Source organism: Pseudomonas izuensis, assembly GCF_002356535.2.
GTDB lineage: Bacteria > Pseudomonadota > Gammaproteobacteria > Pseudomonadales > Pseudomonadaceae > Aquipseudomonas > Aquipseudomonas izuensis.
Window position 1 is genome coordinate 2,055,486 of the sequence record NZ_AP017423.2, and the last position, 26,064, is coordinate 2,081,549.

At 54.4% G+C, this 26,064-nt stretch carries 24 protein-coding genes and 1 pseudogene; 11 read left to right on the forward strand and 14 right to left on the reverse strand.

The features are described from left to right. The first annotated feature begins 688 nt into the window (after nt 1–688). Together LAB08_RS09310 and umuC are read left to right on the forward strand one after the other, a co-directional pair. Nucleotides 689–1,114, forward strand: coding sequence for a LexA family protein (locus LAB08_RS09310; protein WP_096512506.1), 426 nt, complete (start codon nt 689–691; stop codon nt 1,112–1,114). Continuing rightward, the gene (umuC, locus tag LAB08_RS09315; RefSeq protein ID WP_096512505.1) at nt 1,107–2,387 is read left to right on the forward strand and encodes a translesion error-prone DNA polymerase V subunit UmuC; all 1,281 of its coding nucleotides are present in this window, start codon (nt 1,107–1,109) and stop codon (nt 2,385–2,387) included. The genes LAB08_RS09310 and umuC overlap by 8 nt, the downstream gene beginning before the upstream one ends. Nucleotides 2,388–2,590: 203 nt before the next feature. Here umuC and LAB08_RS09320 read toward each other — a convergent pair whose 3' ends face one another. Beyond that, on the reverse strand, nt 2,591–2,800 hold the full coding sequence (locus tag LAB08_RS09320) for a hypothetical protein (RefSeq protein ID WP_096512504.1): 210 nt from the start codon (nt 2,798–2,800) through the stop codon (nt 2,591–2,593). Nucleotides 2,801–2,886: 86 nt separating this feature from the next. Continuing rightward, complete coding sequence (locus LAB08_RS09325; RefSeq protein ID WP_096512503.1) at nt 2,887–3,786, reverse strand: LysR family transcriptional regulator; 900 nt, start codon at nt 3,784–3,786, stop codon at nt 2,887–2,889. A 113-nt stretch (nt 3,787–3,899) separates the two neighbouring features. On the opposite strand from LAB08_RS09325, the gene LAB08_RS09330 reads away from it, so the two are divergent. The 5 genes from LAB08_RS09330 to LAB08_RS09350 are packed head-to-tail and all read left to right on the forward strand — an operon-like array spanning nt 3,900 to nt 8,755. Continuing rightward, a complete protein-coding gene (locus LAB08_RS09330) occupies nt 3,900–5,090 on the forward strand; it encodes a CaiB/BaiF CoA transferase family protein (RefSeq protein WP_096512502.1) in 1,191 nt (396 codons plus the stop codon). Between the two features lie 18 nt (nt 5,091–5,108). After that, nucleotides 5,109–6,074: a hydroxymethylglutaryl-CoA lyase gene (locus tag LAB08_RS09335; RefSeq protein WP_096512501.1), complete on the forward strand. Its 966-nt coding sequence runs from the start codon at nt 5,109–5,111 to the stop codon at nt 6,072–6,074. Continuing rightward, complete coding sequence (locus LAB08_RS09340; protein ID WP_096512500.1) at nt 6,071–6,463, forward strand: VOC family protein; 393 nt, start codon at nt 6,071–6,073, stop codon at nt 6,461–6,463. Before LAB08_RS09335 ends, LAB08_RS09340 begins: the two co-directional genes overlap by 4 nt. Nucleotides 6,464–6,477: 14 nt before the next feature. Further along, nucleotides 6,478–7,419 (forward strand): D-2-hydroxyacid dehydrogenase, encoded by a 942-nt coding sequence (locus LAB08_RS09345; RefSeq protein WP_096512499.1) that lies wholly within the window; start codon nt 6,478–6,480, stop codon nt 7,417–7,419. A gap of 37 nt (nt 7,420–7,456) precedes the next feature. Further along, entirely contained in the window at nt 7,457–8,755 is a 1,299-nt protein-coding gene (locus LAB08_RS09350; RefSeq protein ID WP_096512498.1) for a dicarboxylate/amino acid:cation symporter, read from the forward strand. Nucleotides 8,756–9,019: 264 nt separating this feature from the next. Here LAB08_RS09350 and LAB08_RS09355 read toward each other — a convergent pair whose 3' ends face one another. The 3 genes from LAB08_RS09355 to LAB08_RS09365 form a co-directional block, all read right to left on the reverse strand. Then, nucleotides 9,020–10,279: a cation:dicarboxylate symporter family transporter gene (locus LAB08_RS09355; RefSeq protein ID WP_096512497.1), complete on the reverse strand. Its 1,260-nt coding sequence runs from the start codon at nt 10,277–10,279 to the stop codon at nt 9,020–9,022. Between the two features lie 92 nt (nt 10,280–10,371). Then, nucleotides 10,372–11,580 (reverse strand): pyridoxal phosphate-dependent aminotransferase, encoded by a 1,209-nt coding sequence (locus LAB08_RS09360; protein ID WP_096512496.1) that lies wholly within the window; start codon nt 11,578–11,580, stop codon nt 10,372–10,374. Between the two features lie 11 nt (nt 11,581–11,591). After that, the gene (locus tag LAB08_RS09365) at nt 11,592–12,257 is read right to left on the reverse strand and encodes an RraA family protein (protein WP_096512495.1); all 666 of its coding nucleotides are present in this window, start codon (nt 12,255–12,257) and stop codon (nt 11,592–11,594) included. 128 nt (nt 12,258–12,385) lie between these two features. On the opposite strand from LAB08_RS09365, the pseudogene LAB08_RS30735 reads away from it, so the two are divergent. The 4 genes and pseudogenes from LAB08_RS30735 to LAB08_RS09385 form a co-directional block, all read left to right on the forward strand. Next, nucleotides 12,386–12,553 (forward strand): annotated as a pseudogene (locus LAB08_RS30735) (LysR family transcriptional regulator); the annotation flags it as partial. A gap of 445 nt (nt 12,554–12,998) precedes the next feature. Continuing rightward, complete coding sequence (locus LAB08_RS09375) at nt 12,999–13,946, forward strand: hypothetical protein (protein ID WP_096512494.1); 948 nt, start codon at nt 12,999–13,001, stop codon at nt 13,944–13,946. Nucleotides 13,947–13,952: 6 nt separating this feature from the next. Further along, nucleotides 13,953–14,396 carry a hypothetical protein gene (locus LAB08_RS09380; protein WP_096512493.1) on the forward strand — a complete coding sequence of 148 codons (444 nt, stop codon included), beginning with the start codon at nt 13,953–13,955 and terminating at the stop codon, nt 14,394–14,396. A gap of 3 nt (nt 14,397–14,399) precedes the next feature. Further along, nucleotides 14,400–16,484: an AAA family ATPase gene (locus tag LAB08_RS09385; protein ID WP_096512492.1), complete on the forward strand. Its 2,085-nt coding sequence runs from the start codon at nt 14,400–14,402 to the stop codon at nt 16,482–16,484. A gap of 418 nt (nt 16,485–16,902) precedes the next feature. Here the strand turns inward: LAB08_RS09385 and LAB08_RS09390 are convergent, their stop codons facing one another. From LAB08_RS09390 to LAB08_RS09430, 9 genes are all read right to left on the reverse strand, one after another. Beyond that, complete coding sequence (locus LAB08_RS09390; protein ID WP_096512491.1) at nt 16,903–17,811, reverse strand: DUF4352 domain-containing protein; 909 nt, start codon at nt 17,809–17,811, stop codon at nt 16,903–16,905. Between the two features lie 484 nt (nt 17,812–18,295). Next, on the reverse strand, nt 18,296–18,490 hold the full coding sequence (locus LAB08_RS09395) for a trypco2 family protein (RefSeq protein WP_157755729.1): 195 nt from the start codon (nt 18,488–18,490) through the stop codon (nt 18,296–18,298). Between the two features lie 436 nt (nt 18,491–18,926). Further along, nucleotides 18,927–19,841 carry a transporter substrate-binding domain-containing protein gene (locus LAB08_RS09400; RefSeq protein WP_096515486.1) on the reverse strand — a complete coding sequence of 305 codons (915 nt, stop codon included), beginning with the start codon at nt 19,839–19,841 and terminating at the stop codon, nt 18,927–18,929. Nucleotides 19,842–19,936: 95 nt separating this feature from the next. Then, complete coding sequence (locus tag LAB08_RS09405; protein WP_096512487.1) at nt 19,937–21,328, reverse strand: aldehyde dehydrogenase family protein; 1,392 nt, start codon at nt 21,326–21,328, stop codon at nt 19,937–19,939. Nucleotides 21,329–21,389: 61 nt separating this feature from the next. After that, nucleotides 21,390–22,205 carry an HpcH/HpaI aldolase/citrate lyase family protein gene (locus LAB08_RS09410; RefSeq protein ID WP_096512486.1) on the reverse strand — a complete coding sequence of 272 codons (816 nt, stop codon included), beginning with the start codon at nt 22,203–22,205 and terminating at the stop codon, nt 21,390–21,392. Then, nucleotides 22,202–23,044: an HTD2 family dehydratase gene (locus LAB08_RS09415; RefSeq protein WP_096512485.1), complete on the reverse strand. Its 843-nt coding sequence runs from the start codon at nt 23,042–23,044 to the stop codon at nt 22,202–22,204. Before LAB08_RS09415 ends, LAB08_RS09410 begins: the two co-directional genes overlap by 4 nt. Before the next feature lie 25 nt (nt 23,045–23,069). Beyond that, nucleotides 23,070–24,026, reverse strand: coding sequence for an electron transfer flavoprotein subunit alpha/FixB family protein (locus tag LAB08_RS09420; RefSeq protein ID WP_096512484.1), 957 nt, complete (start codon nt 24,024–24,026; stop codon nt 23,070–23,072). A 2-nt stretch (nt 24,027–24,028) separates the two neighbouring features. After that, on the reverse strand, nt 24,029–24,778 hold the full coding sequence (locus LAB08_RS09425; protein WP_096512483.1) for an electron transfer flavoprotein subunit beta/FixA family protein: 750 nt from the start codon (nt 24,776–24,778) through the stop codon (nt 24,029–24,031). A gap of 62 nt (nt 24,779–24,840) precedes the next feature. Then, the gene (locus LAB08_RS09430; RefSeq protein ID WP_172901621.1) at nt 24,841–26,043 is read right to left on the reverse strand and encodes a CaiB/BaiF CoA transferase family protein; all 1,203 of its coding nucleotides are present in this window, start codon (nt 26,041–26,043) and stop codon (nt 24,841–24,843) included. Nucleotides 26,044–26,064 lie beyond the last annotated feature (21 nt).

Here is a 26,064-nt window from a genome sequence, read left to right on the forward strand (position 1 = left end):
GATCAGTTTGAAAAGGGGTCTATCACGCTTCGAGTGAGAAAAACCGTAGTGGCAATAGTCTTGTCTAAATATCATAAGCCTAACAAAGTTATAAGGTCTGTCCCGCTTGATCAGATTGAACAGGAGTCCGCAGCAGTTTTGCAGTTGCTTGGTTCATATCGTAGGGGGCATGAGAAGTGGAATGTGTTTATTTCATCGACACTGCCTAAGATTCGTCGCAAGCGAGAGGAGGAAGCAAGATTATTGAGTTACGAGGAGATTTCCAGTTCCTTGAGCGACGTTGCCTGGTCTCTTAAAAAACACCGTGAACGAGATCGGAACGGTCATCACGGTGGCCGTGAGTTAGCCGTTAAGGTCTGGCTAGCCTGGCAGGACATTCGACCAACAATTAGTACTTCCACATACTGGGGGGTCTCGGAGGAGATGGCGAAGGTAGGGTTGGTTTTGAAAACTGGAAAAAAGTAAGTTTTTTCGGCTACGAATTAGCTTGTTTTGGCGTCTTCTTGTAACTCGCCTCGGCCGCCTTTTTTGTATGCTGCTAGTCATTGGTGCTGTTTATGTGGCGGGCTTATGGTGGACCGCGCGCCGTGCCGGCCCCGCTTGTCGCATAACCTTAAACGAAAAATTGACCCAGGCAGCGCTCCGTCGTTAACTGTACATAAATACAGTATTTGTAGAAGGCGTCGCCATGAGCTTTACAGTTATCGGCCCACTCACAGCTGGAGGCCTCAAGCTTCCGCGCTGCTCCTTTCGCGTTCCCGCCGGCTTTCCTTCACCGGCTGCTGATCACATCGAACAGCACATCTCGTTGGACGAAGTCCTTAACATCCGTGCTCCGCATGTGTACCTGGTCTCCATTGCCGGAGACAGCATGCAGGGGGCGGGTATCTTTGATGGTGACTTGGCGATAGTCGACCGCGCACTTGAAGCGGCCCACAACGATATCGTAGTGGCGCTGTTGAACAATGAACCGGTGTGCAAGCGGCTGTGCAAGCGCGAAAGCCAGATGATTTTGCTTTCAGAGAATCCGAAATACCCGCCTCGCTATGTGCTTGAAGGTGATGAGCTGGCCATTTGGGGCGTTATCACCCACAGCGTGCGCAGCCATGACTGAACGGCCGCCACCGGTGTTCGGACTGATTGACTGCAATAGCTTCTATGCCAGCTGCGAGAGGGTGTTCCGGCCTGACCTGGCTCGCGTGCCCATCGTCGTGCTGAGCAACAACGATGGTTGTGTCATCGCCCGTAGTTACGACGCCAAGCCGTTCGTGAAAATGGGGGCGCCTTACTTTCAGATCAAGCACACGCTCAAGCAGCACGGCATCGTTGCGTTCTCCTCTAACTACGCCTTGTACGGCGACTTGAGCGAGCGGGTGATGACGCTGATTGAATCGATGGTGCCGGCAGTGGAGGTCTACAGCATCGATGAAGCGTTTGTCGATCTCATGGGGATCGCCGACCTCAATGCACTAGGGCGTCGGATTCGAAGCCAAGTGCTGCGTTGTACGGGAATACCCGTCGGAGTTGGTATCGCTCACACCAAGACCCTGGCCAAGTTGGCAAATCACACAGCCAAGCGCTTGCAGGCGCAGACTGGTGGCGTGGTCAACATCTGCGATCCATTCAAACGTGACTGGGTTCTGCGAAACACGGACGTATCCGAGGTGTGGGGTGTTGGCCGGCGCATGAAATTGCACCTGGATGCGATGGGTATCAAGACAGCAATGGACCTGGCGAAGACTGACCCGTGGGCTCTGCGTAAGAATTTCAGCGTAGTTATCGAGAAGACGGCCAGGGAGTTGGCCGGCACGCCGTGTCTTGAGCTGGATGAACCTGATCCGCCGAAGCAGGAGATTTGCTGTAGCCGCATGTTCGGTAAGCGTCTCACCGAGTTGCCTCCGATCAAGGAGGCCGTGGCAACCTACATGATGCGAGCCTCGGAAAAGCTTCGCGCTCAAGGCTCGTTGTGCAAAAAGATCCGGGTGAGTATCCGCACAGGCATGTTCAACCCCGAAGAAGCCAAGTTCGCCAACGGAGTGGTGGTCGACCTGCCGTATCCCACCGACGATGTGCGGCTGTTGACCAAGGCCGCGGTGGACGCGCTTGAGCGTGTGTACCGGTCCGGATTCAAATACAGCAAGGCAGAAGTATTGTTACTCAACCTTTGTCAGCCGGGTGAATACACCGATGATTTGTTCGCGGAGTTTCAGCCTGCCGAGGCAACCCGGGTCATGGCGGTGATGGACCAGATCAATGGGCGATGGGGTAGGGGGACGCTGCGTGCAGCCAGTGTGCCGAGCAATCCGGCGTGGGGGATGCGACGGGAGATGATGAGCCAGAGTTTCACGACCCGGCTGGACCAGCTTTGGACAGTTCATTGTTGTTAGCAATCAACGCTACGTGCATTTCCAGGTGACTACTCAACACCGGACTGGAAATCGCGCTTCTACGTAAAATCCTCACCTGCTGACGTGCCGATAAATTTCAGACTCAGTGTAGACGCGCACGCTGCAATTTTTGCGAAGCGTTTTTACACGCTCTGGGCCGTTTGCTGCCTATCGCGAATGTTTGAACAAGCAGGCGAAAGCGGTCATTCCGGCGTCATCATCAGTGCTAGTGTCATCTTGATGAATTCTTCGTTTCGGTCTATCGCAGCGAGAGCGCCACGAACGTTCTCCGCTACTTCAGAGGCGCCGCGTTTCTCAACCCGGTTTGTAAGCTCCATTATGGCGGCTTCTAAGGCGAGCTGATTTTCGTTGATCTTGAACAGCAGGGAAGGCAGCAGGTCTGAGTTTGGCATTGTGTTTCCTCCGTGGAGAGAAAAGATAGCGAGGTGCTGAGTCTTCGGTAACAACACGACGCAGGTTGGACGCCTAACCCAGCGGGCTACTCAAGTCCACTCAAAAAGCTATACAAATTTGCTGCTTCCGGTGAAAGACGCGCGGTGTCAGAGACTCCGACATAAAGCGTACGCGAAGCCCAGTCGCCTTCTATTGGTATCGCGCGAAGCTTCGAAACAAGCAACTCGGGATGGACTGCGCCGAGCGGTAGTATGCCGATCCCGAGCCCCGCGTCGATCATGCGGCAGATACCGTCAAAACTGCTTACCTGGATGCGCACCTTCAATATTTTTCCGGTAGTGCCTGCTGCATCATTGATGCGACGCAGGAGCGAGCTGCCCTGGTTCAGGGCAACGTAGTCATAATCCAATGTATCAGCCAGCGTCACGCTTTCCCGCTGAGCAAGCACATGGTCCTGCGGAGCGAGGACCACAAGTCTGTCGCGTCTGTAGGGTCGTGTTTCCAATCTGAGCGCGGGGATGTTATCGGCAAATATACCGATTTCGGCGCGCCCATCTTCCACTGCCTGAATGGTCATGTCGCTGAGGGCCTCTTCCAGACCAATGCGCACGTGTGGATTGGAGGCGAGAAACATTGTCAGATCTTTAGGTAGAAACTGAATCACGGCAGAAGTGTTGGCAAATAGCCGTACATGCCCCCTGACACCATTGGCGTAGTCACTGGCGTCATGAGCCATTCGCTGAGCGCCTTCTAGAATATTTCGTGCATGCTCTGCCAGGCCTCGACCAGCGGGCGTCAATTGCAGCCCTCTCGGGACTCGGATGAATAGCGTGCAGTCCGTCACCCTCTCAAGTTCTGCCAAGCGTTTACTGGCTGCCGAAACTGTCATGTGTGCGCTGTCTGCTGCTCTGGTCAAGTTTTCACAATCGGCAGTGAGAACCAGCAGGCGCAGTGACACCAAATCAAGCTGAAGTAAATTGAGCATGACTACCCGATCCGTTTCCATTTTGGAAAGGATAGTGGAAATCTTTGAAATTCTCACGACGTTGTTTTAGGGAGATGATCCGGCCAACACCTCCAACAAGAACGGAAACCGTCATGAGCCTACCCCTGGATGGCATCAAGGTTATTGAAATGGGTCAGTTGATTGCTGGCCCATTCGCCGCGAAGATCCTCGCCGAATTTGGCGCCGAAGTGATCAAGATCGAACCGCCGATCACTGGCGATCCCCTCCGCAAGTGGCGCTTGCTGCACAACGGCACTTCCGTCTGGTGGGCCGCGCAGTCACGCAATAAACAATCCGTCACCCTTGACCTGCATCATTCTGAAGCTCATGACGTGGTCAGGCAGTTGGTGAAGGATGCCGACGTCCTCATCGAGAATTTCCGCCCGGGGACCCTTGAAAAATGGGGGTTGGGCTGGGAGGCACTCAGCGCGATCAATCCGGGCTTGGTCATGCTTCGCGTGTCCGGATACGGCCAGTCTGGTCCGTACCGAGACCTGCCGGGCTTCGGTGTCATTGGAGAGGCCATGGGTGGTTTGCGCCATCTATCCGGTGAACTCGGCCGCACACCAGTACGCGTGGGTGTGTCGATTGGCGATTCGCTTTCTGCGCTTCACGGCGTGATTGGCGTGCTGCTTGCGTTGCGTCACCGCGAACAGAATCGTGGCGCAGGTCAGCAGGTGGACGTGGCTCTTTATGAATCCGTGTTCAACATGATGGAGAGCCTGATACCGGAACATTCTGTGTTCGGAACCGTGCGCGAACCTGCGGGCAGCAGCTTGCCTGGCATCGCGCCCACGAATGCCTACCGTTGCCTGGACGGAAAGTACGCGTTGATCGCCGGCAACGGCGACAGTATCTACAAACGACTGATGGAAAAGATCGACCGTCTGGATTTGGCCAATGACCCTGAGCTTCAGCAGAACGATGGTCGAGTACGCCACGTCGCCAGAATCGACGCCGCGATTTCGACATGGACCGCGGAGCGGCCTCTCGACGAGATACTGGTCGCGCTAAAAAACGCGAACATCCCGTCCGGGAAAATCTACGACGCAGCAGATATCGCTGCGGACCCTCACTACCACGCGCGAGAAATGCTGCTCCCCAGTCAACTGGATGACGGCACGCCAGTCACGTTGCCCGGCATCGTTCCCAAGCTGGCAGCGACACCCGGACAAGTGCGGTCCCGGGCACCGACGCTGGGGCAGCACACCGACTCGGTACTCGATGGCTTGGGCATCAGTGCCCAGACACGTGAGCAGTGGCGCGACCGCGGCATCATCTAATAATCGGGAGTTACCTGAATGAAACGCTTGTTCATGCAGGAAGTCGCTACCCGTGACGGCTTCCAGAACGAAAAGACCTTCATCGAAACTGAAGACAAAATTGCCCTCATCAATGAGCTGAGCCAATGCGGCTACGCCAAGATCGAAGTGACCTCGTTCACTTCGCCCAAGGCGATCCCGGCCCTGCGCGATGCGGAGGCGGTGATGGCGGGCATCAAGCGTGAGCCCGGCGTGGAGTACACCGTACTAGTGCCTAACGTTCGAGGTGCAGAGCGTGCACTCGGGTGTGGGATCGACGAAGCCAACCTGGTGATGTCGGTCAGCGAGCCGCATAACCGTTCGAATCTGCGCATGAATCGCGAGCAATCTTTCGCACAGTTGAAAGATGTCGTCGGCGTCATCGGACAGGGGCCCGTTGCCGTTAATGTGTCGCTGTCCACGGTGTTTGGTTGCCCGATGCAGGGTGATGTTCCGGTCGAAGATGTACTGGGCTGGATTGAGCGTTTTGCGGCGCTGGGTGTTCGCGGAGTGACGCTATGCGACACCACAGGCATGGCGTACCCGTCACAGGTTCAGGCGTTGTCCCGGCGAGTGCGCGAGCAATTTCCACACCTGCAAGTGACGCTGCATTTCCACAATACACGCGGCATGGCCTTGGCCAATACGCTGTCGGCGCTACAGGCGGGAATCAATCGTTTTGACGCCTCGCTGGGCGGGTTGGGAGGTTGCCCTTACGCGCCTGGCGCGAGTGGCAACGTCTGCATGGAAGACCTGGTGCACATGCTGGACCTGATGGGTTATGACACCGGCATGGATATTGACCGCGTGCTTGCTGCATCGGCGCTCCTCCCTGGGCTCATCGGTCATGACACGCCAAGCCAGATTCTCAGGGCCGGCAAACGTTTGGACCTGCACCCGATCCCCGAGCACGTGCACAGCCTCAGCAAGCAGGTCGCCAACGCGGACAAGGAGCGTGTGCAATGATCGATCATCTCGACCATCTGGTGCTCACCACCATCAATCTTGAGGCGTGCAAGGACTTCTACGTCCGTGTCATGGGAATGCGCCTGGAAACCTTCGGCAACGGTCGGTTGGCGTTCCGCTTTGGCAATCAGAAAATCAATGTTCACGTGCGTGGCCACGAGTTTGAGCCCAAGGCGCATCTGCCGGTGCCAGGCGCTCTCGACCTTTGCTTCATCGCTAGCACGGCGCTGGATACGGTGGTTGCGCATTTGCAGGCGGAGCAATGGCCAATCATCGAAGGTCCTGTCCAGCGAACCGGTGCAACAGGCCTCATTCGTTCGGTCTATGTGCGTGACCCGGACCTTAATCTCATTGAGATATCCGAACCTCTCGATACCTCCATACGCTGAAGAGAGCACTTGCCATGAACATCGTTTTTCTTGACGGCGCCAGCCTGCCGTCCCCGTTGTCGTGCCCGCCCGAAGCCACTCACTGGACCGAGCGCGACAAGACACCGTTGGAGCAGGTAGTCGAAGCACTGGTCGATGCCGATGTGGCGATTACGAACAAAGTCCGTATTGATCGCTCCGCCCTTGAGCATTTGCCACGCCTCAAGCTCATCTGTGTGGCGGCCACCGGTTATGACTGCGTGGACATCGCCGCGTGTCGCGATCAAGGCGTGACAGTCTGCAATGTGCCGGCATACAGCGCGGTCAGCGTGGCCGAGTCGGTCATTGGGTCGCTCTTTGCACTGCGCCGTCATTTGCTCGCCTATCGAGCCGCTTCTGTGACGGACTGGCCGACCTCGTCCCATTTCTGCGTCCACGGTGCACCGATCCAGGATCTGCAAGGTTCAACCTTGGGGATCGTAGGTCGGGGCGATATCGGCAGTCGCGTTGCACGCCTGGCGCGAGCGCTGGAAATCAATGTGCTGTTTGCCGAGCATCGCGGCGCTTCGCGAGTGCGCGAGGGCTATACCGCTTTCGATGAAATCCTCGCCAAAGCCGATGCACTGACACTGCATTGTCCGCTGACCCCTCAGACCCGTTATCTCATTGGCTCCGCGGAAATTGCGCGGATAAAACCCGGCGCGTTGCTGATCAACACCGCTCGCGGCCCCTTGGTCGACGAAAACGCGGTGCTGGCAGGTCTCGCCAGCGGCCAATTGGGTGGCGCTGCGCTGGATGTGCTCTATGCAGAACCTCCTCGCGCCGACCATCCGCTGCTCCACAGCGAGCATCCCAACTTAATCGTTACTCCTCATGTGGCCTGGGCGAGCCAGAGCAGTGTGGCAAAACTGAAAAGCGTACTGGCGGCAAACATTGCGGCGTTCGCAGCGGGTACACCGATCAACGTGGTGACCTAAAACGTAGTCGATCTCATAAAAATCTATAGGTGGAGCCATGACAAAAACAATTAGCTCTTCGAACGCAACTCCTGACGTGATTGTGCCTCGCAGTAAGCCCTTCTATCAGCACCTGTACGTCCAGGTGTTGGCGGCTATCTTGTTAGGAATAGTCTTGGGGCATTACAGCCCTGGGCTTGGTGAGCAGATGAAACCTCTGGGCGATACTTTCATCAAGCTCATCAAGATGCTTATAGCCCCGATCATTTTCTGCACCGTTGTCAGTGGTATCGCCAGCATGCGTGATCTCAAGCGCATAGGCCGTATCGGATTTAAGTCTCTGGTGTACTTCGAGGTGCTCACTACCATAGCGCTGGTTATTGGGCTGATTGGTGTGAACCTGCTTAAGCCTGGTGTTGGGATGCATATCGATCCTGCAACGCTGGACTCTTCTGCAATTGCTGGATACGCGAAGGCGGCGCATGACCAAAGTGTCGTAGGCTTTCTGACCCATATCATTCCGAGCACAGTGTTCGGTGCTTTTACCGACGGGGACATCTTGCAGGTCCTCTTCATCTCCGTTCTGTTTGCCTTCGGTTTGCAGCTGTTGGGGGAGGCAGGAAAGCCACTTTTGAACACCATTGATCTGGTGGCCAAAGCGTTCTTTCGCATGCTCAAGATCGTGATGTACCTCGCGCCACTGGGTGCCTTTGGCGGTATGGCATTTACGGTAGGCAAATATGGTGTCCAGTCACTGGGAGCCTATGCAAACCTGCTGGTCTGCTACTACATCACGGGGCTGGTTTTCGTCTTCGTGGTATTGAACCTTGTGGCCCGGCTGGCAGGTTTCAGCCTGTGGAAGTTTCTCAAGTACATACGAGAGGAGCTGGTTCTGGTGTTGGGTACTTCATCATCTGAGTCCGCGCTTCCCCGTCTGATGGACAAGCTGGAAAGGCTCGGATGTGAAAAATCCACTGTGGGCCTGGTGGTACCCTCGGGTTACTGCTTCAACCTCGACGGTAGCTGCATCAACATGACGGTGCTGGCGATTTTCATCGCCCAGGCGCTAGATATCGACGTGTCTCTTTATCACCAGGTAACGTTGCTGTTCATCCTTCTGCTGACTTCCAAAGGAGCAGCGAGTGTGACTGGAGGGGCATTCATAACTCTGGCTGCGACTTTGGGGTCCATAGATGTAATACCCGCCGCAGGCCTTGTATTGGTCCTGGGTGTTTACCGCTTCATTTCCGAAGGCGGTGCGCTGATCAACGTGATTGGCAATGGCGTAGCTACGCTGTTCGTCGCACGCTGGGATGGTGCGCTAGACAGGGAGCAGCTCAAGCGCGAGCTGGGTTAGCAGTTACGCTTTCGGCCCTTTGGCTTGCTGCCACGCACGGTAAGTTGAAGGGCTGCGAGCGTTTTTAACCTTCATTAGAAACATCCCATCTGCTTCCTCTGAATATCTTTCACCGAGACCTATTCCACTTTCCCCGCAAATGACATCGCATCGGACCCGCAGTGTGCGCGCTCGATAAGGTCCGGCATTGATCGCCCAAGTGATTCTGGCTTGAAAAAAAAGCCCCTTTAAAGGGGCCTTCACGTTTGCCAATCATACTATCGTTCAGGCTGGTGTAGCCTTCAAACAATGCGCGGCGCGGCCCTCCCATTTGGCGATGACCAAGGGCGCCAAAGCGTTGCCCAGCACATTCAGGGCAGTTGTCGGCATTTCCATCAGTCGGTACACCCCGGCGATGAATGCAATGCCTTCCAGCGGCAGACCCGCGCTGGCCAGCGTGGCTGACAAAATCACGAACATGAACCCCGGTACGCCAGCAGCCCCCTTGGACGTCAAAACCATGGTAACCACAAGCAACGCCTGATCGCCAAAGCTCAGATCGATGCCATACAGCTGTGCCACGAACAAGGTGCCAATGCCGAGGAACAGAGAAGCACCGTCCAGGTTAAAGGAGTAGCCCACCGGCACGACAAAGCTGACGAGCGAAGGTGGCACGCCGTAGGTTTCCAGTTTTTTCATCAACTGCGGCATGACGGCTGCTGAACTGGCGCTGGAAAACGCCAGGATCAATTCATCCTTGATATGGCGCATCAGTGCGAACAGATTAATCCCGCAGAATCGCGCTATCAGGTTCAGTACCACCAGGACGAAGAGGGCAATCGCCACGTAGCTGACCATGATCAGCTTCGCCAGTGGTAGCAGAGAGCTGAAACCGAAGTTGGCGACCGTCACGGAGATCATTCCAAACACGCCGATGGGCGAATAGGCCATGATCATCGAGGTGACCTTGAACATCGCTTCCGACACACCACGCAGAAGAGCGATCACCGGCTCTTTGCGCTCGTTGCTCAGTTTGGAAACACCCAGGCCGAACATCACCGCGAAGAACAGCACGGAAAGCAGACTGCCCTGTGCCATGGCGTTAATCACGTTGTCGGGGATAATCCCGACGATAATCTGCCCAAGACTATGACCGGCACCATTGCTGGTTGGAAGGGTAATAGCGGCGGCTCTCAGGTTTGCCAGATCTGTGCCGGCTCCGGGTTTGAGCAGGTTGCCGATCACCAGTCCGACGATGATCGCCAGGGTGGTAATGCTGAAGAAATAGGTCAGCGACTTGACCCCGATCCGGCCAAGGGATTTACCGTCACCGTGACCGGCGATGCCGACCACCATGCAGGAAAATACGATGGGGACGACGATCATCTTCATCAGCTTGATAAAAATGTCGCCGGCCGGTTGTAGGAGATTGTCGACCAACCAGGGACGCGACTCAGGAAAACGGTGTAGCAGGGCGCCGATGGCGATGCCGGCGAGCAGGCCAATCATGATTTGCCAGACCAGCGCGATACGTGGCGAGTACATGGGGATGCCTCATTTGAAGAAATGATTATGAGTGTTGTTCTAGGCAGTCAATGAGCAGCCGTCCGATGGCTGTCGGGTGTTGCGATAAACCGTTAGCGCAATCGGAGGCACGCCTCTTTGAGGCGATGGCAGCCTTCTTCGATGACGTCCAGGGAGCTGGCAAATGACAGCCGGATGTAAGGCGACATGCCGTACGCGGTACCGCTGACTGTGGCCAGTCCGTGTTCCTTCAGGAGGTAGGCGACCAGCTCTGAATCGCTTCGGATGATTTCGCCGCTATCGCTGGTTTTGCCCATAAGTCCGCTGACATTGGCAAATACATAGAACGCCCCATCTGGTGGGGTAAAGCTCAGGCCGTTGATCGGTTGCAACAGCTCCAGCATGCGGTCGCGACGGTGCTGGTAGACCTCACGCATGCCGGCTATCGGTGCCTGGTCACCCGCGAACGCCGCAACCGCAGCCGCCTGGCTGACTGAACTGGGGCAGGTGGTGGTCTGGGACAACAGCTTACCGATGGCTGCGATCAACCAAGCGGGGCCGGCGCCGAAGCCCAATCGCCAACCGGTCATGGCGTAGCCCTTGGAGGCACCATTGACGATCAGCGTGCGCGGCTTGAGTTCAGGCGCGATTCGGGTCAGGGACACATGCCGGGCATCGCCGTAAACGAACTGTTCATAGATCTCGTCGGCCATGATCAAAACATGCGGGTGCCGATGCAGAACCTCAGCCAACGCAAGCAATTCTGCTTCGCTGTATACCGCACCGCTAGGATTGTTCGGCGTGTTGAGAATTACCCATTTGCTGCGTGGAGTAATTGCCTGATCCAGAGCCTCAGGTGAAAGCTTGAAGCCGTTGGTTTGGTCACCGGGGATGATCACCGGTTTAGCGTCGTTCAACCGCGCGATGTCCGGGTAGGACACCCAGTACGGCGTGTGCACGATGACTTCATCGCCGAGATTCAGGGTCGCGGCCAGCGCGTGGTAGATGATGTGCTTACCGCCACAACCGGCGACCACCTCATCAAGTCCGTAATGCAGGCCGTTATCACGCTCCAGCTTCTGGCAGATGGCTCGGCGCAAGGCGAGCGTGCCGTTGGTGGCAGTGTAATGCGTGTCACCGCTGCGCATCGCGGCAGCCGCCGCTTCAAGTATGTGAGCCGGGGTGTCGAAATCCGGCTCGCCCATGGTGAAGTTGACGATGTCGCGGCCCTGGGCGCGTAATTCGGTGACCAGAGCGTTGGCAGCGATGCTAGGTGAGGGCTGAATGCCCAGCACTCGATCTGACAAAAATGCAGTACTCATAATGGTTCCCCTCAATCGGCCAGGCCGGCTTGTTGCAAGACCTTGTCCATCCAGCTCTGGCGCAGGGCTCCGGTGGCGATTTCGGCTTTGACCTCTTCTTCATGGGCGGCGTGTTGCGCGGCGCGGCGCAGTACTTCGGCGGCGTCTGTCTGAGAGAACGCCACTAGGCCATCTTCGTCCCCCACCAGCAAATCACCAGCTTGAATCACCATACCGCCAATGGAGACCGGCACATTGATCTCTCCAGGTCCGCTTTTGTACGGGCCGCAGTGCATGACGCTTCGGGCGTAGCAAGGGGTGTCGTCGAAGCTGGCGACATCACGAATCGCGCCGTCGATGACGAAACCGACGCAGCCACGCTGCTGAGCGTACAGTTTGACGAGTTCGCCGATCACTGCGTTGTTGGTGTCGCCCTGGGCGTCGACCACCAGTACGTGGCCGGGCTGGAGCATGCTCATGGCCTTGTAGATCAGCAGGTTGTCACCTGGACGGGTTTTTACGGTTAGGGCCGTACCCACCAGTTTGCCGCTACGGTTGTAACGGGTCAGGCCGCGAGCACCGATGTGGCGGCCGAGGTTATCGCTAATGTGTGGTGTGACCACATTGGCGAAGGCTTCGAGCACTTCGGTTGCGGCCAGCGGCGGGTTGGGAAGAATGCGTGAACCGGGCAAGGACATGGCTGATCCCCTTGAGAATGAGTTGGCAGCCGATCTTGGCTGTGGCTCGATCTTAGGGGTGATAAATAAACAGTTTTAGCGATATTTTATTATGAGATAGCATCGATTTTTATCATGTGGTGTTGTCGATGATCACCTTCAAGCAGCTCGACGCGTTGTACCGGATCGCTGAACTCGGCAGTTTCGAAGCTGCGGCGAACAAACTCAACATCTCACAGTCGGCGATTTCTAAGCGCATACAGGAGCTGGAAGAAACCTTCGACGTGGAAATTTTCGACCGTAGCAAGCGCAATGCGTGACTAACCGAAAAGGGTGGGGGCGCTTGACGTTGTTCGGCGTAGGTGTGAGTTATCTACCTAAGGCGTGTCTGTCGCATTTGATCGGGCGTGGTGCGTTGCGGGCATTGGCCACCACACCTGGATTGCCGCGGATCCGCCACGCCGCACTGCACAGATCGGCTGTTTGGCCTGAACCAGAACGTCGCAAAGTTAGCAGTTGCCTGTCGTGATTTTTCAAAACTGTTGTTGTCATTGTGAAAGACGCGAATAGAGTGTTGTCGACCATTGGGGCGTAAAGCTGCCGGTGGGCACCGGCAGAAATCGGCCAGAAACTGCCCTTCAGTGGGGCCGTAGTAGCCTCTTGCTAGCCTATGTGGAAGCTTCTGAGTATCCTGCGAACACCACATCGCCTCAAGTATCAGTCTCGGGGCCAGGAAGCATTGAGGAACGGAGTCAAGACCAGATGTTTCAATCTAGGTTAGGCCTATTTGACGGAAACTCTTGGGAATCGCTTTTACAGCGAATACTCAAGCATCGGCACGGTGCAGATGGCTATGTCGAAATGCCCCCTTCACCTGGGGATTGGGGAATCGAAGGGTATGTAGCTACCGGCATAGCGTTCCAATGCTATTGCCCTAACAAGCACTACAACCCTGACATGCTATATATAAAGCAAAGAGACAAAATCACAAAAGATATTGGCAAGCTGAAAACAAATGAGGCAGAGCTTTCTGCGCGACTCGGCCACACCCTTATAAAAAACTGGTGCTTTGTCACGCCAGAAATTTGGGATAACAAGCTACTAAAACATGCAAAAACAAAGGAAGCCGAGGCTAGAGCCTGGAATCTTTCCATACTTAGCCCAGACTTCAGGATTGATCTGCACACAGCGGATCACTATGAAACCGACATCCATGCATTTCAAGCATTGCAAGGAAAAGCTCTTCACATCCCTGGTATTACTCTAGACTTGCCATTTTTTGACACGGAAAGCATAAATTACGAAGAAAATATACTGCGAAAATCTATCGCCAGGGTAGCAGCGGGTTTTCGAAAAGTTGTACTCGACATGGAGAACGGCACTCACAAGGCCAAGGTGGAACGCCTCTATTCTTCAACGCTTGAGGGCTTTCTTAAATATAACCGCTTCCATGACGAACTGAACAAAGCCTCACCTTTACTATACCAAAAGGTTAAGCGTATTCTCTCAGTATTCCACAATCATGTGGAAGAGTGGTCTGATACCCTCAACGCTACACCCGACGTGCTCACTGAAAAAATCAGAACCGAACTAACGGACCTTCTGATTCGAGAGCTTAACCCCTCAGTTGACTATGCTCTTGCTTCACAAATAGTGGCCAATGAGATTTCATACTGGCTGGGCGCCTGCCAACTCGACTATAGTGAGTAAAATATTATGGCCACGCTCAAATTTACCCCTCGCCCCGCACCAGTCTTGGCGGAACACAGGCCGCTATACAAGATTGCACAATGCCTCTTAATAATTAAAATTTGCGGTCGCTCCCAAAAATGCAGCCTATTGAAGCTCCATCTTATAAATTGGGCTTTAAAAAAAGACTCTCGTATTGCCGACCTCCAGGCTGCCATCCAAAATAAGCAGCTATCTATACCTGTCTGGGGGTTCGACCCAGCTCTTGCAGTAGCCCTCCAAATAGCTGCGGAAGAAAACTTATTGAGGCCGGAGGAGACTGGAATAATAATCCTTCCCGCAGGCGAGGAATTCCTTCTAAAAATCAATAGTGACCCTGAATTTTTAGCTAAAGAAAAAAAGCAACTCGACCTGCTTGGCAAAAAGCTCACCGAGAAGATGGTTACAAAGACAGCCAGGGACTGGGAATAAAGAATGCATATCAAATCTTTTCGCATAGACATCTCCTGTTCAGGAGCACAGTTCGGCTTCGCCACAACCTTTCAAAAAGGTCTGAATATTATTCGCGGATCCAACTCCTCGGGCAAAAGCACCATCGTGAACTGCCTGCTATATTCGCTTGGTATGGAGGAGCTTGTAGGCGGCAAGGGGGAGGCAGCACTCTCTTATGCTGTTAGAGACTATGTTATTCATGACGACAAAAAGCATCACATAACTGAGTCTTATGTAACCGTAGAACTAGAAAATCATCTTGGCGAGATGAGCACGATCAGACGCTGGATCAAAAGCGAAACTCACAATACAAAACTAGCTGAAGTATTAGAATCCCCCATGCCTGGCTCAGGCACGCGCCGCACTAGTTACAAGTTTATTCACGACAACTACAGCGCCGTTTACCAAGAAGGCTTTTTCACTTATCTTGAGCATTTTTTAGGCCTCAACCTCCCCAAGATTCACGACTCCAACGGAAAGCAGGTCAAACTTTACCTCCAAGCTATTTTTGCTGCGACTGCAATTGAACAAAAACGCGGCTGGACAGACTATATAGCGAATATACCCTACTATAGCGTCAGCAATGCCCGCGTGCGGGTTGTCGAATACCTGCTTGGCCTAGGTGTGTTCGATCAAGAATCTCAGCGCATGGAGTTGGATTTGGAGTCCATCAGCCTGAACAATGACTGGACATCCAAGCAAAAAGAACTCTCCTCTCAAGCAGCACTTCTACGCCTAAATCTAACTGGAATCCCAAACAAGATAGCTTCAGATTTCGATCAAAACAACGTTGAAGCGTTGCGCAGTGCGAATGGTGAGCAGTCGAACCTTTACACAACCATCGCAACACTAAAGAAACAGTACAGGGACCTTGAGCTGGCTATCAATCCTGACAGTGGCTCTCCGAACTCTCCAATTTCTGAGGAACTGCAACAACAGACGGCACTCGTCACTAAGCTGGTGGGTGATTATGAAACATCGCTGAGCAATTTCACGATATTCAACTCAACTCTAAGCACTCACATTCAGATCAAGGCACAAACCCAGGAAGAGCTGACACGTAACAAAACCACGAAAAAGTTAAGGGAATATGGCGCAAGCAAGCACCTTCATGCCGCAAGCGACTCTTGCCCGACGTGCCACCAACACATTGAGGATTCACTGATCAGCATAAATCTGACCGGGACCGCAATGGATATTGAGACGAACATCCATTATCTAGAAAGCCAGGCAAAAATGCTCGCCAAACAAGAAGCGGGCCTGGAGCTGAAAATTCGTGACGCTGAAATTATATGCCAAAATTTTTCAGGTCAGCTTGAGAAAGAGCGCTCCGTACTTTCGTCCCTACGCAAAGATGCAGCCAAAGGCAACATAGTCTCTCAAGCTGCTGTGAAAAAGCAGGTTTTGCTAGAGTGGGAGATTGAACGCTTGGAGGACTTCTCCGACAAACTTGAAGACGCACTCGCAGATATGGCAAAACTCGCCACCGCATTGAAGGTAAACCAAGACAAGAGAAGGCTACTACCCAAAGATAGATATTCTGAAGAGGATAAAAGGCGTATCCGAAGATTCGCGCAACACTTCAGGGGCAACGCGGGAGAGTTCGACTACCATAGCGCGGATGTCGCGGATATCGTATTCAACGAAGACTCTCTTTTGCCCCAGCTATCGCGACTGGAACTGCGAGAAATCATGGACTCGCCTTCAGATGCCAAGACAAAAGCGCAGGCCGTTCGCAATGGAAATATGGCGCAAAATTCTAGTGCAAGTGACTTCGTTCGCTTGATTTGGAGTTACATCATGGCTCTTTACCAAACAGCATCAAGCGGGGACATCAACGGAAATCACCTCGGATTCATCATGATGGACGAGCCTGGCCAGCACTCCATGGCCACAAAAAGCCAACAAGCGCTATTCCGCATGCTTGCCAGTCAAAATAACTTCCAAGCAATCGTTGCGGCTTCTTTTGATGACCTTGATGCCGTTTTCAAAGAATCAACCGAGGGTGTGAAATTTAAATACATCCATCTAGAAGAAAAGTGCATCGCACCGTTTCAAGGCGTATAGACCGCAACCTAAATGGCTACAGCCTATCTATCTTCTCAGGCTGTAGCAGCCCTATCTCTTCTCGTTGATCTAGAGGTCGCATGTGCAAAATAGTTGCAACATGCACCGGATCATCAGCCCAGCTACCCGTGGCAGCACCAACTGCTGCCGGACTGGCGTTGAGCCAACCCCTCTGCCATAAATCTTTCAGCGCAGTCGGGTATAAAATCGGCCTGTTCTTTCCACCTAAATGAATCACGGTTTGAGTCATGAATAGGCCTCAGGCCAGCGTCAATCCGGCGTGACTGACCGTCTCTGACCGATTGTTGCCTGTCGCGAAGGGCTGCATTCGACCCGTAGCAGCCCCTCACGCCCAGCAGCAGTCTGCCAAATTGTAAACATAAATCCGTAACCAACAGATGGCTGGCTATGGCACGAATCAGGCTGACGGGAGGTAGGTACACCAGAGCTTCTTATTCTCGGCATTCCTACCGGGCTTCCAATAAACCTCGCCAGACAACTCGTTAGGCACCTTGTAGACGAGCTTCGTGTTGAGCTTGATGAGAGGGTTCAACGACCGCAAACGGATTCCGTAGCCATCACTCATGATGGTTTCAGTCGTATCGAATTTGAAATTTTTATCATCCTTGCTGATGAACAAGCTGCCTTCGAGTGGTAGCCGACCTTCGTTGTCAGTGTTCTTGAAGGTCGCATTCACGGTGAGGAATCGCGCATCAGGATCTGGCTTCACAGTGGAGTAGCGGTTGCCGGTGTCGATGGATTTGCTGATGGTGCAGTCATTAACCGTCACATCGAAGTAGCCTACTTGACCATGCATGGCTTCCTGCTTCGCTTTAAGCCCTTTGAGGTAGCTTGTTGCATAGATGTTGTAGCTGTTCGTCGCGGTGTCGCCAATGGCGTCTATACGGCAGAAGAGAGTATCGGCGGTGTCCTTGGTCCACTTATGGTTCTTGTTCTGCTCAATGCGCGCATTTTCAGCCACGGTAAGGTCATGGGTCATCTGCAATGCAAGCCCTTTCTGCTTAGCTAGATCCTTGATTTTCAGAACATCGGCATTGAAGTCTGCGCCTTTCCGGCGTGTGTAGAAGTCGGCCAAAATCGCATCTCTACCAAGCGCGAAGCGTAGAATCTGTGCTGTCGAAATGTCCTTCTGGTTAGAGAAAAAGTAGTCGTTCTCTTCCTCTGTGAGATTGGACCCATCGAACGTTACGGCTGAACAATCAGGCAGTTCAGTCTTCGTCGTGCCCTTCTTGGCAGTGGCGGCAGAGGCGAAGCCAGGTATTGCGAGACTGGTCATCAGAGCCAAGGCAAGGCGGCAGCGGCGCATTTCAAATCCTTTGTGCAAGTGGTGTGATGGGCGAAGCCTATTCGTATGGCATGTGGCTATCAACTGAGTCGTCCCGCATTTTATAGACGCGCTCGAATGACTGCTTTTGGCCTATTCTGCCTGTCACGTCTAACCGCAATCGATCCAGAGCCGGTGGAGTCGCTAGCCCACCAGGCCGGTAAACCCGCTCTATTAGTCGAATTTTTGCAGTACCAAAATGAATTCGAGTTGATGATCAATAAAATTAGCCAGCAGGGGGCCTGCGTCGCGCCACGGGGGTGGGAGTCGCGGGGACGCTTGGTTTGTGTGCTGTAGGTGCTACACGCGCTCTGGTCGAGTGTGGTTCAGTCGTTTTACCCTTTCTCTGCTTTGAACTCTTATATGAAGTATCCGATCCTGACCGTTTTCTGGCGTGCTGCGCAGGAATCTGTGGGGTGGCATCATCCTCTACAAAGGGATGAAGCATGACCTTGACCTTATGCGTTTAGGTGGCTTTGGTCTCTCCGCCGATGTCAACGACGAACAACTTTGCACCTGCCTTAGCTGTTGCGTCCAAGGCGAAGGTGACCTCTAGTTCCACATCTCCCATTTCGAAAAATGGATCTTCTTTATCCACAGCGGCACGGAGTTCCTGTTTAACCTCCTTGATAAAGTCCACAAGGCTGATCATCCCTTTCATTGCTTAACCCCATCCACGAAATTGTTAAGTCGCAACACCCATTGGGGGCATTACCGCGATCCGAGAACTCATCGATTACTCTGCGCCTGCGCTAGGTGGCCGTGGCTAGCCGCGGACCGGGAGGCAAGTCCTATCACGAATTAGCTCCATTGTCTAAACGGCTCGCATAAACAGCAGCGCTAACACTAAGCCCGATGACTGCTTATGGCCGATTGCTGCCTGAAGATCGAGGTCCAAAGCAGACTATTGCTGGCCTACTCCCGCGCAGCGGATCACGCCAGAAACCCGCTGCGCGGAATGGTGCCAGTGCCGATATTCACCTACGCAGCGTTGCTGTCGTGGTTGATTATCGCCGGCCGTATTGGTGGTCACATTGGGTTGATCGGAGCGTTGAGGTTGGCGTTTACATGTTGATCAATTTTTTACAATACAACGATTACTGGGATTTTACTGGTGCAGGTTGGTCCGTGGGTTTAGCAATAATTGTCTTGAGTTCTGCACTCATGGGGAATTTCAGGTTCAAGCCGTTAGGGGGGATAGGCTGAGTAAACCATTTATCGTAAATCGCGTTGATTTCACCTGAGACGAAAAGGGCTTTGATCGAATCATCGACGACTTTTTTGAGACTTGGATCACCTCGACGCATTGTACAGCCGTAGATTTCATTGGATTGCGGCGTTCCTGTGACCACCCAGTCCTCTGGTTTCTTAGCCTTGGCCATCTCGCCTGCCAGCAGTGCATCGTCTTGCATAAAGGCAATGGCACGGCCGGACTCCAGCATTTGGTAAGACTCGCCAATGTCCTTTGCAGAGATGACGTTCATGTTCATTTTTTTCTCGGCGTTCATTACCTTGAGCATCCGCTCGGCAGTGCTGCCAGCAGTTGTCACGACGTTCTTGCCGTTGAGATGGTCAAAGTCTTTGTAGATCGAATCCTTCCTGACCAACAGTCGAGTGCTGGCTTCGAAGATGCCAACTGAAAATTCGACTTGCTGCGCCCTTTCTTCGGTATTGGTAGTAGAGCCGCACTCCAGATCGACAGTGCCGTTTTGCACAAGCGGGATGCGCGTTTGTGACGTCACCAGGTTGTACCGTACGTTCAGCTCGGGCATATCCAGTTCTTGCTTGATAGCGTCGACAATTTTCAACTGGATGTCATGGGAGTAGCCAACTGGTTTACCGGAAGCGTCGGCGAAGTAAGAAAACGGAATTGAAGAGTCTCTGTGGCCCAGGGTTATGGTCCCCGAGTTCTTGATTTTTTTAAGTGTACCGGTGAGTTCGGCAGCCATCACTGGCGTGAAAGTTAACGCAGCAGTCAGAGTAACGCCCAGGATTGCAGGGATGACTCGCATCAAAAGCTCCTCATAGGTGTGAGGCGAGCCTTTTTCTGACTCGCCCATCTTTGGCTCAGCGGACGTTCTCGCTGGGCTTGGCGACTTGCTAATTGTTAGTGCCGGTCCAACCAGACGGTCTGCGCATTACAGAATTCGCGCACACCGAAATGCGACAGTTCACGACCAAAACCGCTTTTCTTCACGCCGCCGAAAGTGACGCGTGGGTCGGTTGCGCAATAGCCATTGATGAATACGCCTCCGGTTTCCAGGTCGCCGGCCAGCTTCTGCGCCAGTTCGACATTGCGTGTGTAGATGGTCGAGGCAAGCCCGAATTCACTGTTGTTGGCCAGTTCCAGTGCATGTACGGCGTCCCGTGCGGTGATGATCGAGGCAACGGGCCCAAACAATTCCTGTTTGAAAGAGGTCATCTGGTCGGTGACATCACCGAATACCGTAGGCTCGTAGAAGTTGCCAGGACCTACGGCCTTTCTGCCTCCCAACAACAAGGTCGCACCTTCTTCCAGGGTGTCTAGCACCTGACGATCTAGTTCATCGCGTAGATCAAAGCGGGCCATGGGGCCTATGTAAGTGTCTGTGGCCAGTGGATCGCCGATGGTCAGCTTGGAGGTGGATTCGACAAACTTGCGAGTAAACTCCTCGACAACGCCTTGCTCGACAATTAAGCGTTTGGCAGCCGCGCAGACTTGTCCGGTGTTTTGGTATCGGCCAATTACAGCGGCTTTGACAGCTTCGTCCAAGTCGGCGTCGTTGAGCACAATGAAGGGATCTGAGCCACCCAGTTCTAACACACACTTCTTTAAGGCTGCACCCGCCTGCGCGCCAATAGCCATGCCCGCTCGGACGCTTCCAGTGAGCGTGACCGCTGCGATGCGAGTATCTTTTATCGCGGTGGATACACCGTCGGGTGTGACATTGATCACTTCAAACACACCTTCGGCAAACCCGGCGCGCTTGAACGCATCTTGCAGCAGGTAGGCGCATCCCATCACGTTCGGCGCATGTTTTAGGACGTAGGTATTTCCGGCAATCAACGCTGGAACGGCACCGCGCAGCACCTGCCAGATGGGAAAGTTCCAAGGCATAACGGCGAGAATCGGACCCAAGGGACGATATTCAATTCGTGCCTTACCACCCTCAACCTGAGTGGGTTCGGCGGTCAGCATGGCGGGGCCGTGTTCGGCGTACCACTCGCAGAGCTGCGCACACTTTTCAATCTCACCGCGCGCTTGAGTTGTGGGTTTGCCCATCTCTTGCGTGATCATCTTCGCCATCGTTTCTGCGTTGTCGCGTAATGCCCTTGCCAAAGTGATCAGTGCTTGCGAACGCATTTCGACGGGTTGGCTACGCCAGATGGAAAACCCTGTAATCGCACGTGTCAGTGACGCCTCCAGTTCCGCTGCGGATTCGAAGGGGTACTGGCCGATCTGCTCACCATTGGCGGGGTTGATCGAAATGGCATGGGTAAGGCTGGAAACGTTAGTCATGACACCGTCCTGCTGGGTGGGAGTGGATGCATAGCTTCTAAGCAACAGCGCCGGTGTTGAATCAGATCGCGCGAGCCAAAATGGATTGCGCGCGACCTATGACCGGCGCATCGACCATTTGCCCATCCAGCACGAAAACACCTTCACCTGAGCGAGCAGCTTCGATAATGCGTCGCGCCCAATGCAATTCTTCCTGGCTGGGTTTTAGCGCCTGATGAATGATCGTGACTTGGGTTGGATGGATACACAGCGCGCCACCAAAGCCCATGTCGCGTGCAAAATGAACAGCGCGCAGCAGCCCTGCGGTGTTCTGAATCGACGGAAACACGCCGTCCAACGCTGGAGCGAGCGCTGCAACTCGGGTGGCGAGCAAAACGGCGTAGCGAGCATGGCTAAGGATTTCTTCAGCGGCAGGGCTGCCAGTAGTCAGGTTCAGGTCCAGACCCAGATCCAGACTACCGAACGACAAGCGCTCAACGCCTAGAGTGCCGGCAATCTCGTTGAGTGCTGACAAGCCCTTGGCGCTTTCGATGATTGGCCAAATCGGTTTTTCGGTACCCGCAGCAGTGGTTACCTGTTTCGCGCTTTCTGCTTTGGGTAGCAGAATTCCGATCACGCCGGCGTGGCGCCGGCAAAGGTCCAGATCCGCAACATGAGCCCAGTGATCCGGGGCATTCACACGGACCAGAATCCGCGCATCCGGGGTTTCGCTCAGGAACGCCTCAAGATTATCCCTCGCCTGCTCCTTGAGGTTTTCTTGCACGGCATCTTCCAAGTCCACGATGACCCGATCCGCACCGGTGGCAATAGCTTTTGGGATGCGCTCTGGTCGAGTGGCCGGTACAAACAGGGCGGAGCGAACAATTGATTTGCTCATGACGTTGCTCCATTGCTGAACTCGATCTCTCCGACTTGTGCTGTGCCGTCCTGATTGCCAGCCCAGACCTGTGCCTTGCCGTTTTCGATTAGACGTCCGCCCACCTCGAAAGGCTGTGGCGAAATCAGCGGCCGTATTCCACGGAAAGTGAAACGCTCCAGGCGCGCAGTTGGATGCGCTTTGGTGAAGGCACGCAAGTTCAACGTTGCGATCAATGGACCATGTACCACCAACCCTGGATAACCTTCGATCTCTGTCACATAAGGCCAGTCATAGTGAATTCGATGGCCATTGAAGGTGACTGCGGAGTAACGGAACAGCAGGGTGGGGGATGGCTCGATCCGTTCCTGCCACTGGCCTTCAGGTAACGTTTCGGTGCCGTGCAGTTTGGGCGGGGTAGGTTCTCGGTAAACAATGTCCTGTTCATCTTGCAGGGCGAGTTTTCCGCCCTGGAAAAACTCATGACGTACCGTGACGAACAGCAAGGAACCCGTGCGACCGTGCTTCTCCTCGACGTTGAGGATGGTCGATACACAGGTCACTTCAGCCTCCACCTTTAACGGCTGGTAAAACTCAATTCGGCTGCCCGCCCACATGCGGTTGCGGTTATGGGCCGGCGGCAAAAAGCCCCCAAGCGCTGGATGGCCATCCGGCCCCAGTTCGCTGGCACCCACCGGCTCCTGAAAAAATGCCCAGTGCCACAGCGGTGGCAGTGGCTCACCGGGTTGTGGAGCCGACTCGCCCAATGTCGCGGCAATGCGTCTGACCAGAGTGAAACTGATCTGGTCCTGGCTTTCCTGACGTCGTCCAATCCAGGCGGAAAAATCGGAACTGCTCATATTATTTGCTCCAGTCGGTCAGTGATCAGGCCAGCGCAGCCATTTCTGGAATCGCTTCAAAAAGATCCGCCACCAGCCCGTAATCGGCTACCTGGAAGATCGGCGCCTCTTCGTCCTTGTTGATCGCAACGATCACTTTGGAGTCTTTCATGCCGGCTAGGTGCTGGATCGCGCCGGAGATACCGACGGCGATGTACAGCTGTGGAGCAACGATCTTGCCGGTTTGACCGACCTGCATGTCGTTGGGTACGAAACCTGCGTCGACCGCGGCGCGGGAAGCACCTACGGCAGCGCCTAGCTTGTCGGCCAAGGCGTACAGGTGTTTGAAGTTGTCGCCGTTCTGCATGCCGCGACCGCCGGAAACGACGATCTTGGCAGCGGTCAGTTCCGGACGGTCTGACTTGGCCAGGTCTTCGCCGACGAAGCTGGAGATACCAGCATCGTGAGCAGCAGCAACCGACTCCACGGAAGCAGAACCACCTTCAGCGGCAACCGGGTCGAAACCGGTAGCACGCACGGTGATCACTTTGACCGCAGCGTTTGACTGAACGGTAGCGACGGCGTTACCGGCGTAGACCGGGCGCTTGAAGGTGTCAGCGCTTTCGACCGAGATGATCTCGGAGACCTGGTCAACATCCAGCTGAGCGGCAACGCGCGGTAAGATGTTTTTACCGTTGGAGGTGGCGGAGGCTAGGACATGGCTGTAAATCGATTGCTGCTCGATCACCAGGCTGGCGACTAAAGGGGCGACATTTTCTGGAAGCAAGTTGGCGTATGCAGCGTTGTCGGCCACCAACACTTTTGCCACGCCAGCAATTTTTGCCGCGGCTTCAGCTATGGCACCCACGAATGCGCCGGTTACCAGCACGTGGATGTCACCACCGATTTTGGTAGCGGCCGCCACAGTGTTTAGCGTGGCTGGAGCCAGCACTTTGTTGTCCTGCTGGTCATTTGAATAGTCAGCAATAACTAAGATAGTCATGATTAGATTACCTTCGCTTCGTATTTCAGTTTCTCGACCAGTTCAGCCACCGACTTGACCTTGATACCCGCGCTGCGTGCAGCAGGCGCTTCGACTTTCACGGTCTTGTTGGTGGAGGTGATGGAAACGCCCAAAGCGTCCGGAGTCCGCACTTCGAGAGGCTTCTTCTTGGCTTTCATGATGTTTGGCAGGGACGCGTAGCGCGGCTCGTTCAAACGCAGGTCGGTGGTGACGATGGCCGGCAGTTTCAGGGAAACGGTCTGCGCGCCGCCGTCGATTTCACGGGTAACACCCACGCTGTCGCCGCTGATTTCGACTTCCGAAGCGAACGTGCCCTGACCGTAGCCGCTCAATGCAGCGAGCATCTGGCCAGTCTGGTTGTTGTCGCTGTCGATGGCTTGTTTGCCAAGGATCACCAGCTGAGGCTGTTCCTTGTCGACAACAGCTTTCAACAGTTTGGCAACGGCCAGCGAAGTCAGGTCTTCGGCGGATTCGACGAGGATGGCGCGGTCGGCACCCAGAGCCAGCGCGGTGCGCAGTTGCTCTTGAGCGGTGGACGGGCCGACGGAGACGACGACGATTTCAGTCGCAACGCCTTTCTCTTTCAGGCGTACGGCTTCTTCCACTGCGATTTCGCAGAATGGGTTCATCGACATCTTGACGTTGGCGAGGTCGACACCGGAATTGTCCGCCTTCACGCGAACTTTCACGTTGTAGTCGACTACTCGTTTCACAGCTACCAGGATCTTCATTGGGCAGTGTTCTCTCAAAAACTTTGATCGTTGCAGGCAAGCTTTTTGTTTTCAGATCAAGGCTAAATCGCCCCGGCTGCGCGCATTTGTTCAATACGATCCGTACCCAGCCCCAGTTCCCTGAGCACCTGTTCGGTGTGCTGACCGAGGCCCGGTACGGCATCCATACGTGGCTCGAATGAGCTGTTGCTGCCTGGAGGTACCAAGCTAGGAACGGTGCCGGCAGAGGTTTCGACTTCCCGCCAGCGATCACGCGCCTGAAGTTGCGGATGGTTCCAAACACCTTGCATGTCATTGACCCGAGCATTAGCAATTTGCGCATGCTCCAACCGATCAAACACGGCATCGAAATTGAGTGTGGAGAACGATTCAACGATGAGTGCCCGCAGTGCTTGGCGGTTTTCGACGCGCTTGAAGTTGGCAGAGAAACGTTCGTCTTTCGCTAGTTCAGGAGTAAGCAGTACCTTGTCGCAAAACAGCTGCCACTCTCGCTCGTTCTGCAAACCCAGCATCACTGTGGTTCCGTCACCGATGGGGAAGGGACCATACGGGTAAATCGTGGCGTGCGCGGCTCCGGCGCGAGGCGGAGGTGTAGCGCCGTCGTAGGCGTAGTACATCGGGTAGTTCATCCACTCGACCAGGCTTTCCAGCATGGACACATCGATGTGGCTACCTTCGCCAGTGCGTCCACGCATCAGCAAGGCAGACAGAATTCCGGTGTAGGCGTACATGCCGGCCGCGATGTCAGCAATCGAGCAACCGGCCTTGGCCATTTCTTCCTCACCCGGTCCGCCGGTGACCGACAGGAATCCGCCTTCGCTCTGGATCAACAGGTCATAGGCTTTTTTCTTTTCATAGGGTCCGCCTGCGCCGTAGCCTGAAATGTCACAGACAATCAGGCGTGGAAATCGCTGATGCAAAGCCTCAAATGAAAGTCCCATTCGTGCTGCCGCACCCGGCGCCAGGTTCTGCACCAGGACATCGGCAGTGGCCAGCAAACTGTCCAGCACCTCGGTGGCCGAATCTTGTTTCAGATCGAGGGTCAGGCTTTCTTTCGAGCGATTGGTCCAGACGAAGTGCGAGGCAAGACCGTTCACGCGTTGGTCGTAACCTCTGGCGAAGTCTCCCGCGCCAGGGCGCTCGACCTTGATCACACGCGCACCAAGGTCGGCCAGTTGTCGGGTGCAGAAGGGCGCTGCAATCGCATGCTCAAGGCTGACGACGGTAATCCCATCGAGTGGACGGATACCTTTGGGTTGGCTCATGATTATTATCTCTCTTGTCAT

Excerpts from the sequence above, each read along its gene's own strand:
- LAB08_RS09430 (WP_172901621.1), bottom strand. The coding sequence starts at position 26,043 with ATGAGCCAACCCAAAGGTATCCGTCCACTCGATGGGATTACCGTCGTC.
- LAB08_RS09400 (WP_096515486.1), bottom strand. The coding sequence starts at position 19,841 with ATGCGAGTCATCCCTGCAATCCTGGGCGTTACTCTGACTGCTGCGTTA.
- LAB08_RS09360 (WP_096512496.1), bottom strand. The coding sequence starts at position 11,580 with ATGAGTACTGCATTTTTGTCAGATCGAGTGCTGGGCATTCAGCCCTCA.
- LAB08_RS09335 (WP_096512501.1), top strand. The coding sequence starts at position 5,109 with ATGAAACGCTTGTTCATGCAGGAAGTCGCTACCCGTGACGGCTTCCAG.
- LAB08_RS09405 (WP_096512487.1), bottom strand. The coding sequence starts at position 21,328 with ATGACTAACGTTTCCAGCCTTACCCATGCCATTTCGATCAACCCCGCC.
- LAB08_RS09310 (WP_096512506.1), top strand. The coding sequence starts at position 689 with ATGAGCTTTACAGTTATCGGCCCACTCACAGCTGGAGGCCTCAAGCTT.
- LAB08_RS09385 (WP_096512492.1), top strand. The coding sequence starts at position 14,400 with ATGCATATCAAATCTTTTCGCATAGACATCTCCTGTTCAGGAGCACAG.
- LAB08_RS09320 (WP_096512504.1), bottom strand. The coding sequence starts at position 2,800 with ATGCCAAACTCAGACCTGCTGCCTTCCCTGCTGTTCAAGATCAACGAA.
- LAB08_RS09420 (WP_096512484.1), bottom strand. The coding sequence starts at position 24,026 with ATGACTATCTTAGTTATTGCTGACTATTCAAATGACCAGCAGGACAAC.
- LAB08_RS09375 (WP_096512494.1), top strand. The coding sequence starts at position 12,999 with ATGTTTCAATCTAGGTTAGGCCTATTTGACGGAAACTCTTGGGAATCG.
- LAB08_RS09340 (WP_096512500.1), top strand. The coding sequence starts at position 6,071 with ATGATCGATCATCTCGACCATCTGGTGCTCACCACCATCAATCTTGAG.
- LAB08_RS09395 (WP_157755729.1), bottom strand. The coding sequence starts at position 18,490 with ATGAAAGGGATGATCAGCCTTGTGGACTTTATCAAGGAGGTTAAACAG.
- LAB08_RS09325 (WP_096512503.1), bottom strand. The coding sequence starts at position 3,786 with ATGCTCAATTTACTTCAGCTTGATTTGGTGTCACTGCGCCTGCTGGTT.
- LAB08_RS09410 (WP_096512486.1), bottom strand. The coding sequence starts at position 22,205 with ATGAGCAAATCAATTGTTCGCTCCGCCCTGTTTGTACCGGCCACTCGA.
- LAB08_RS09355 (WP_096512497.1), bottom strand. The coding sequence starts at position 10,279 with ATGTACTCGCCACGTATCGCGCTGGTCTGGCAAATCATGATTGGCCTG.
- LAB08_RS09390 (WP_096512491.1), bottom strand. The coding sequence starts at position 17,811 with ATGCGCCGCTGCCGCCTTGCCTTGGCTCTGATGACCAGTCTCGCAATA.
- LAB08_RS09415 (WP_096512485.1), bottom strand. The coding sequence starts at position 23,044 with ATGAGCAGTTCCGATTTTTCCGCCTGGATTGGACGACGTCAGGAAAGC.
- umuC (WP_096512505.1), top strand. The coding sequence starts at position 1,107 with ATGACTGAACGGCCGCCACCGGTGTTCGGACTGATTGACTGCAATAGC.
- LAB08_RS09345 (WP_096512499.1), top strand. The coding sequence starts at position 6,478 with ATGAACATCGTTTTTCTTGACGGCGCCAGCCTGCCGTCCCCGTTGTCG.
- LAB08_RS09330 (WP_096512502.1), top strand. The coding sequence starts at position 3,900 with ATGAGCCTACCCCTGGATGGCATCAAGGTTATTGAAATGGGTCAGTTG.
- LAB08_RS09380 (WP_096512493.1), top strand. The coding sequence starts at position 13,953 with ATGGCCACGCTCAAATTTACCCCTCGCCCCGCACCAGTCTTGGCGGAA.
- LAB08_RS09425 (WP_096512483.1), bottom strand. The coding sequence starts at position 24,778 with ATGAAGATCCTGGTAGCTGTGAAACGAGTAGTCGACTACAACGTGAAA.
- LAB08_RS09365 (WP_096512495.1), bottom strand. The coding sequence starts at position 12,257 with ATGTCCTTGCCCGGTTCACGCATTCTTCCCAACCCGCCGCTGGCCGCA.
- LAB08_RS09350 (WP_096512498.1), top strand. The coding sequence starts at position 7,457 with ATGACAAAAACAATTAGCTCTTCGAACGCAACTCCTGACGTGATTGTG.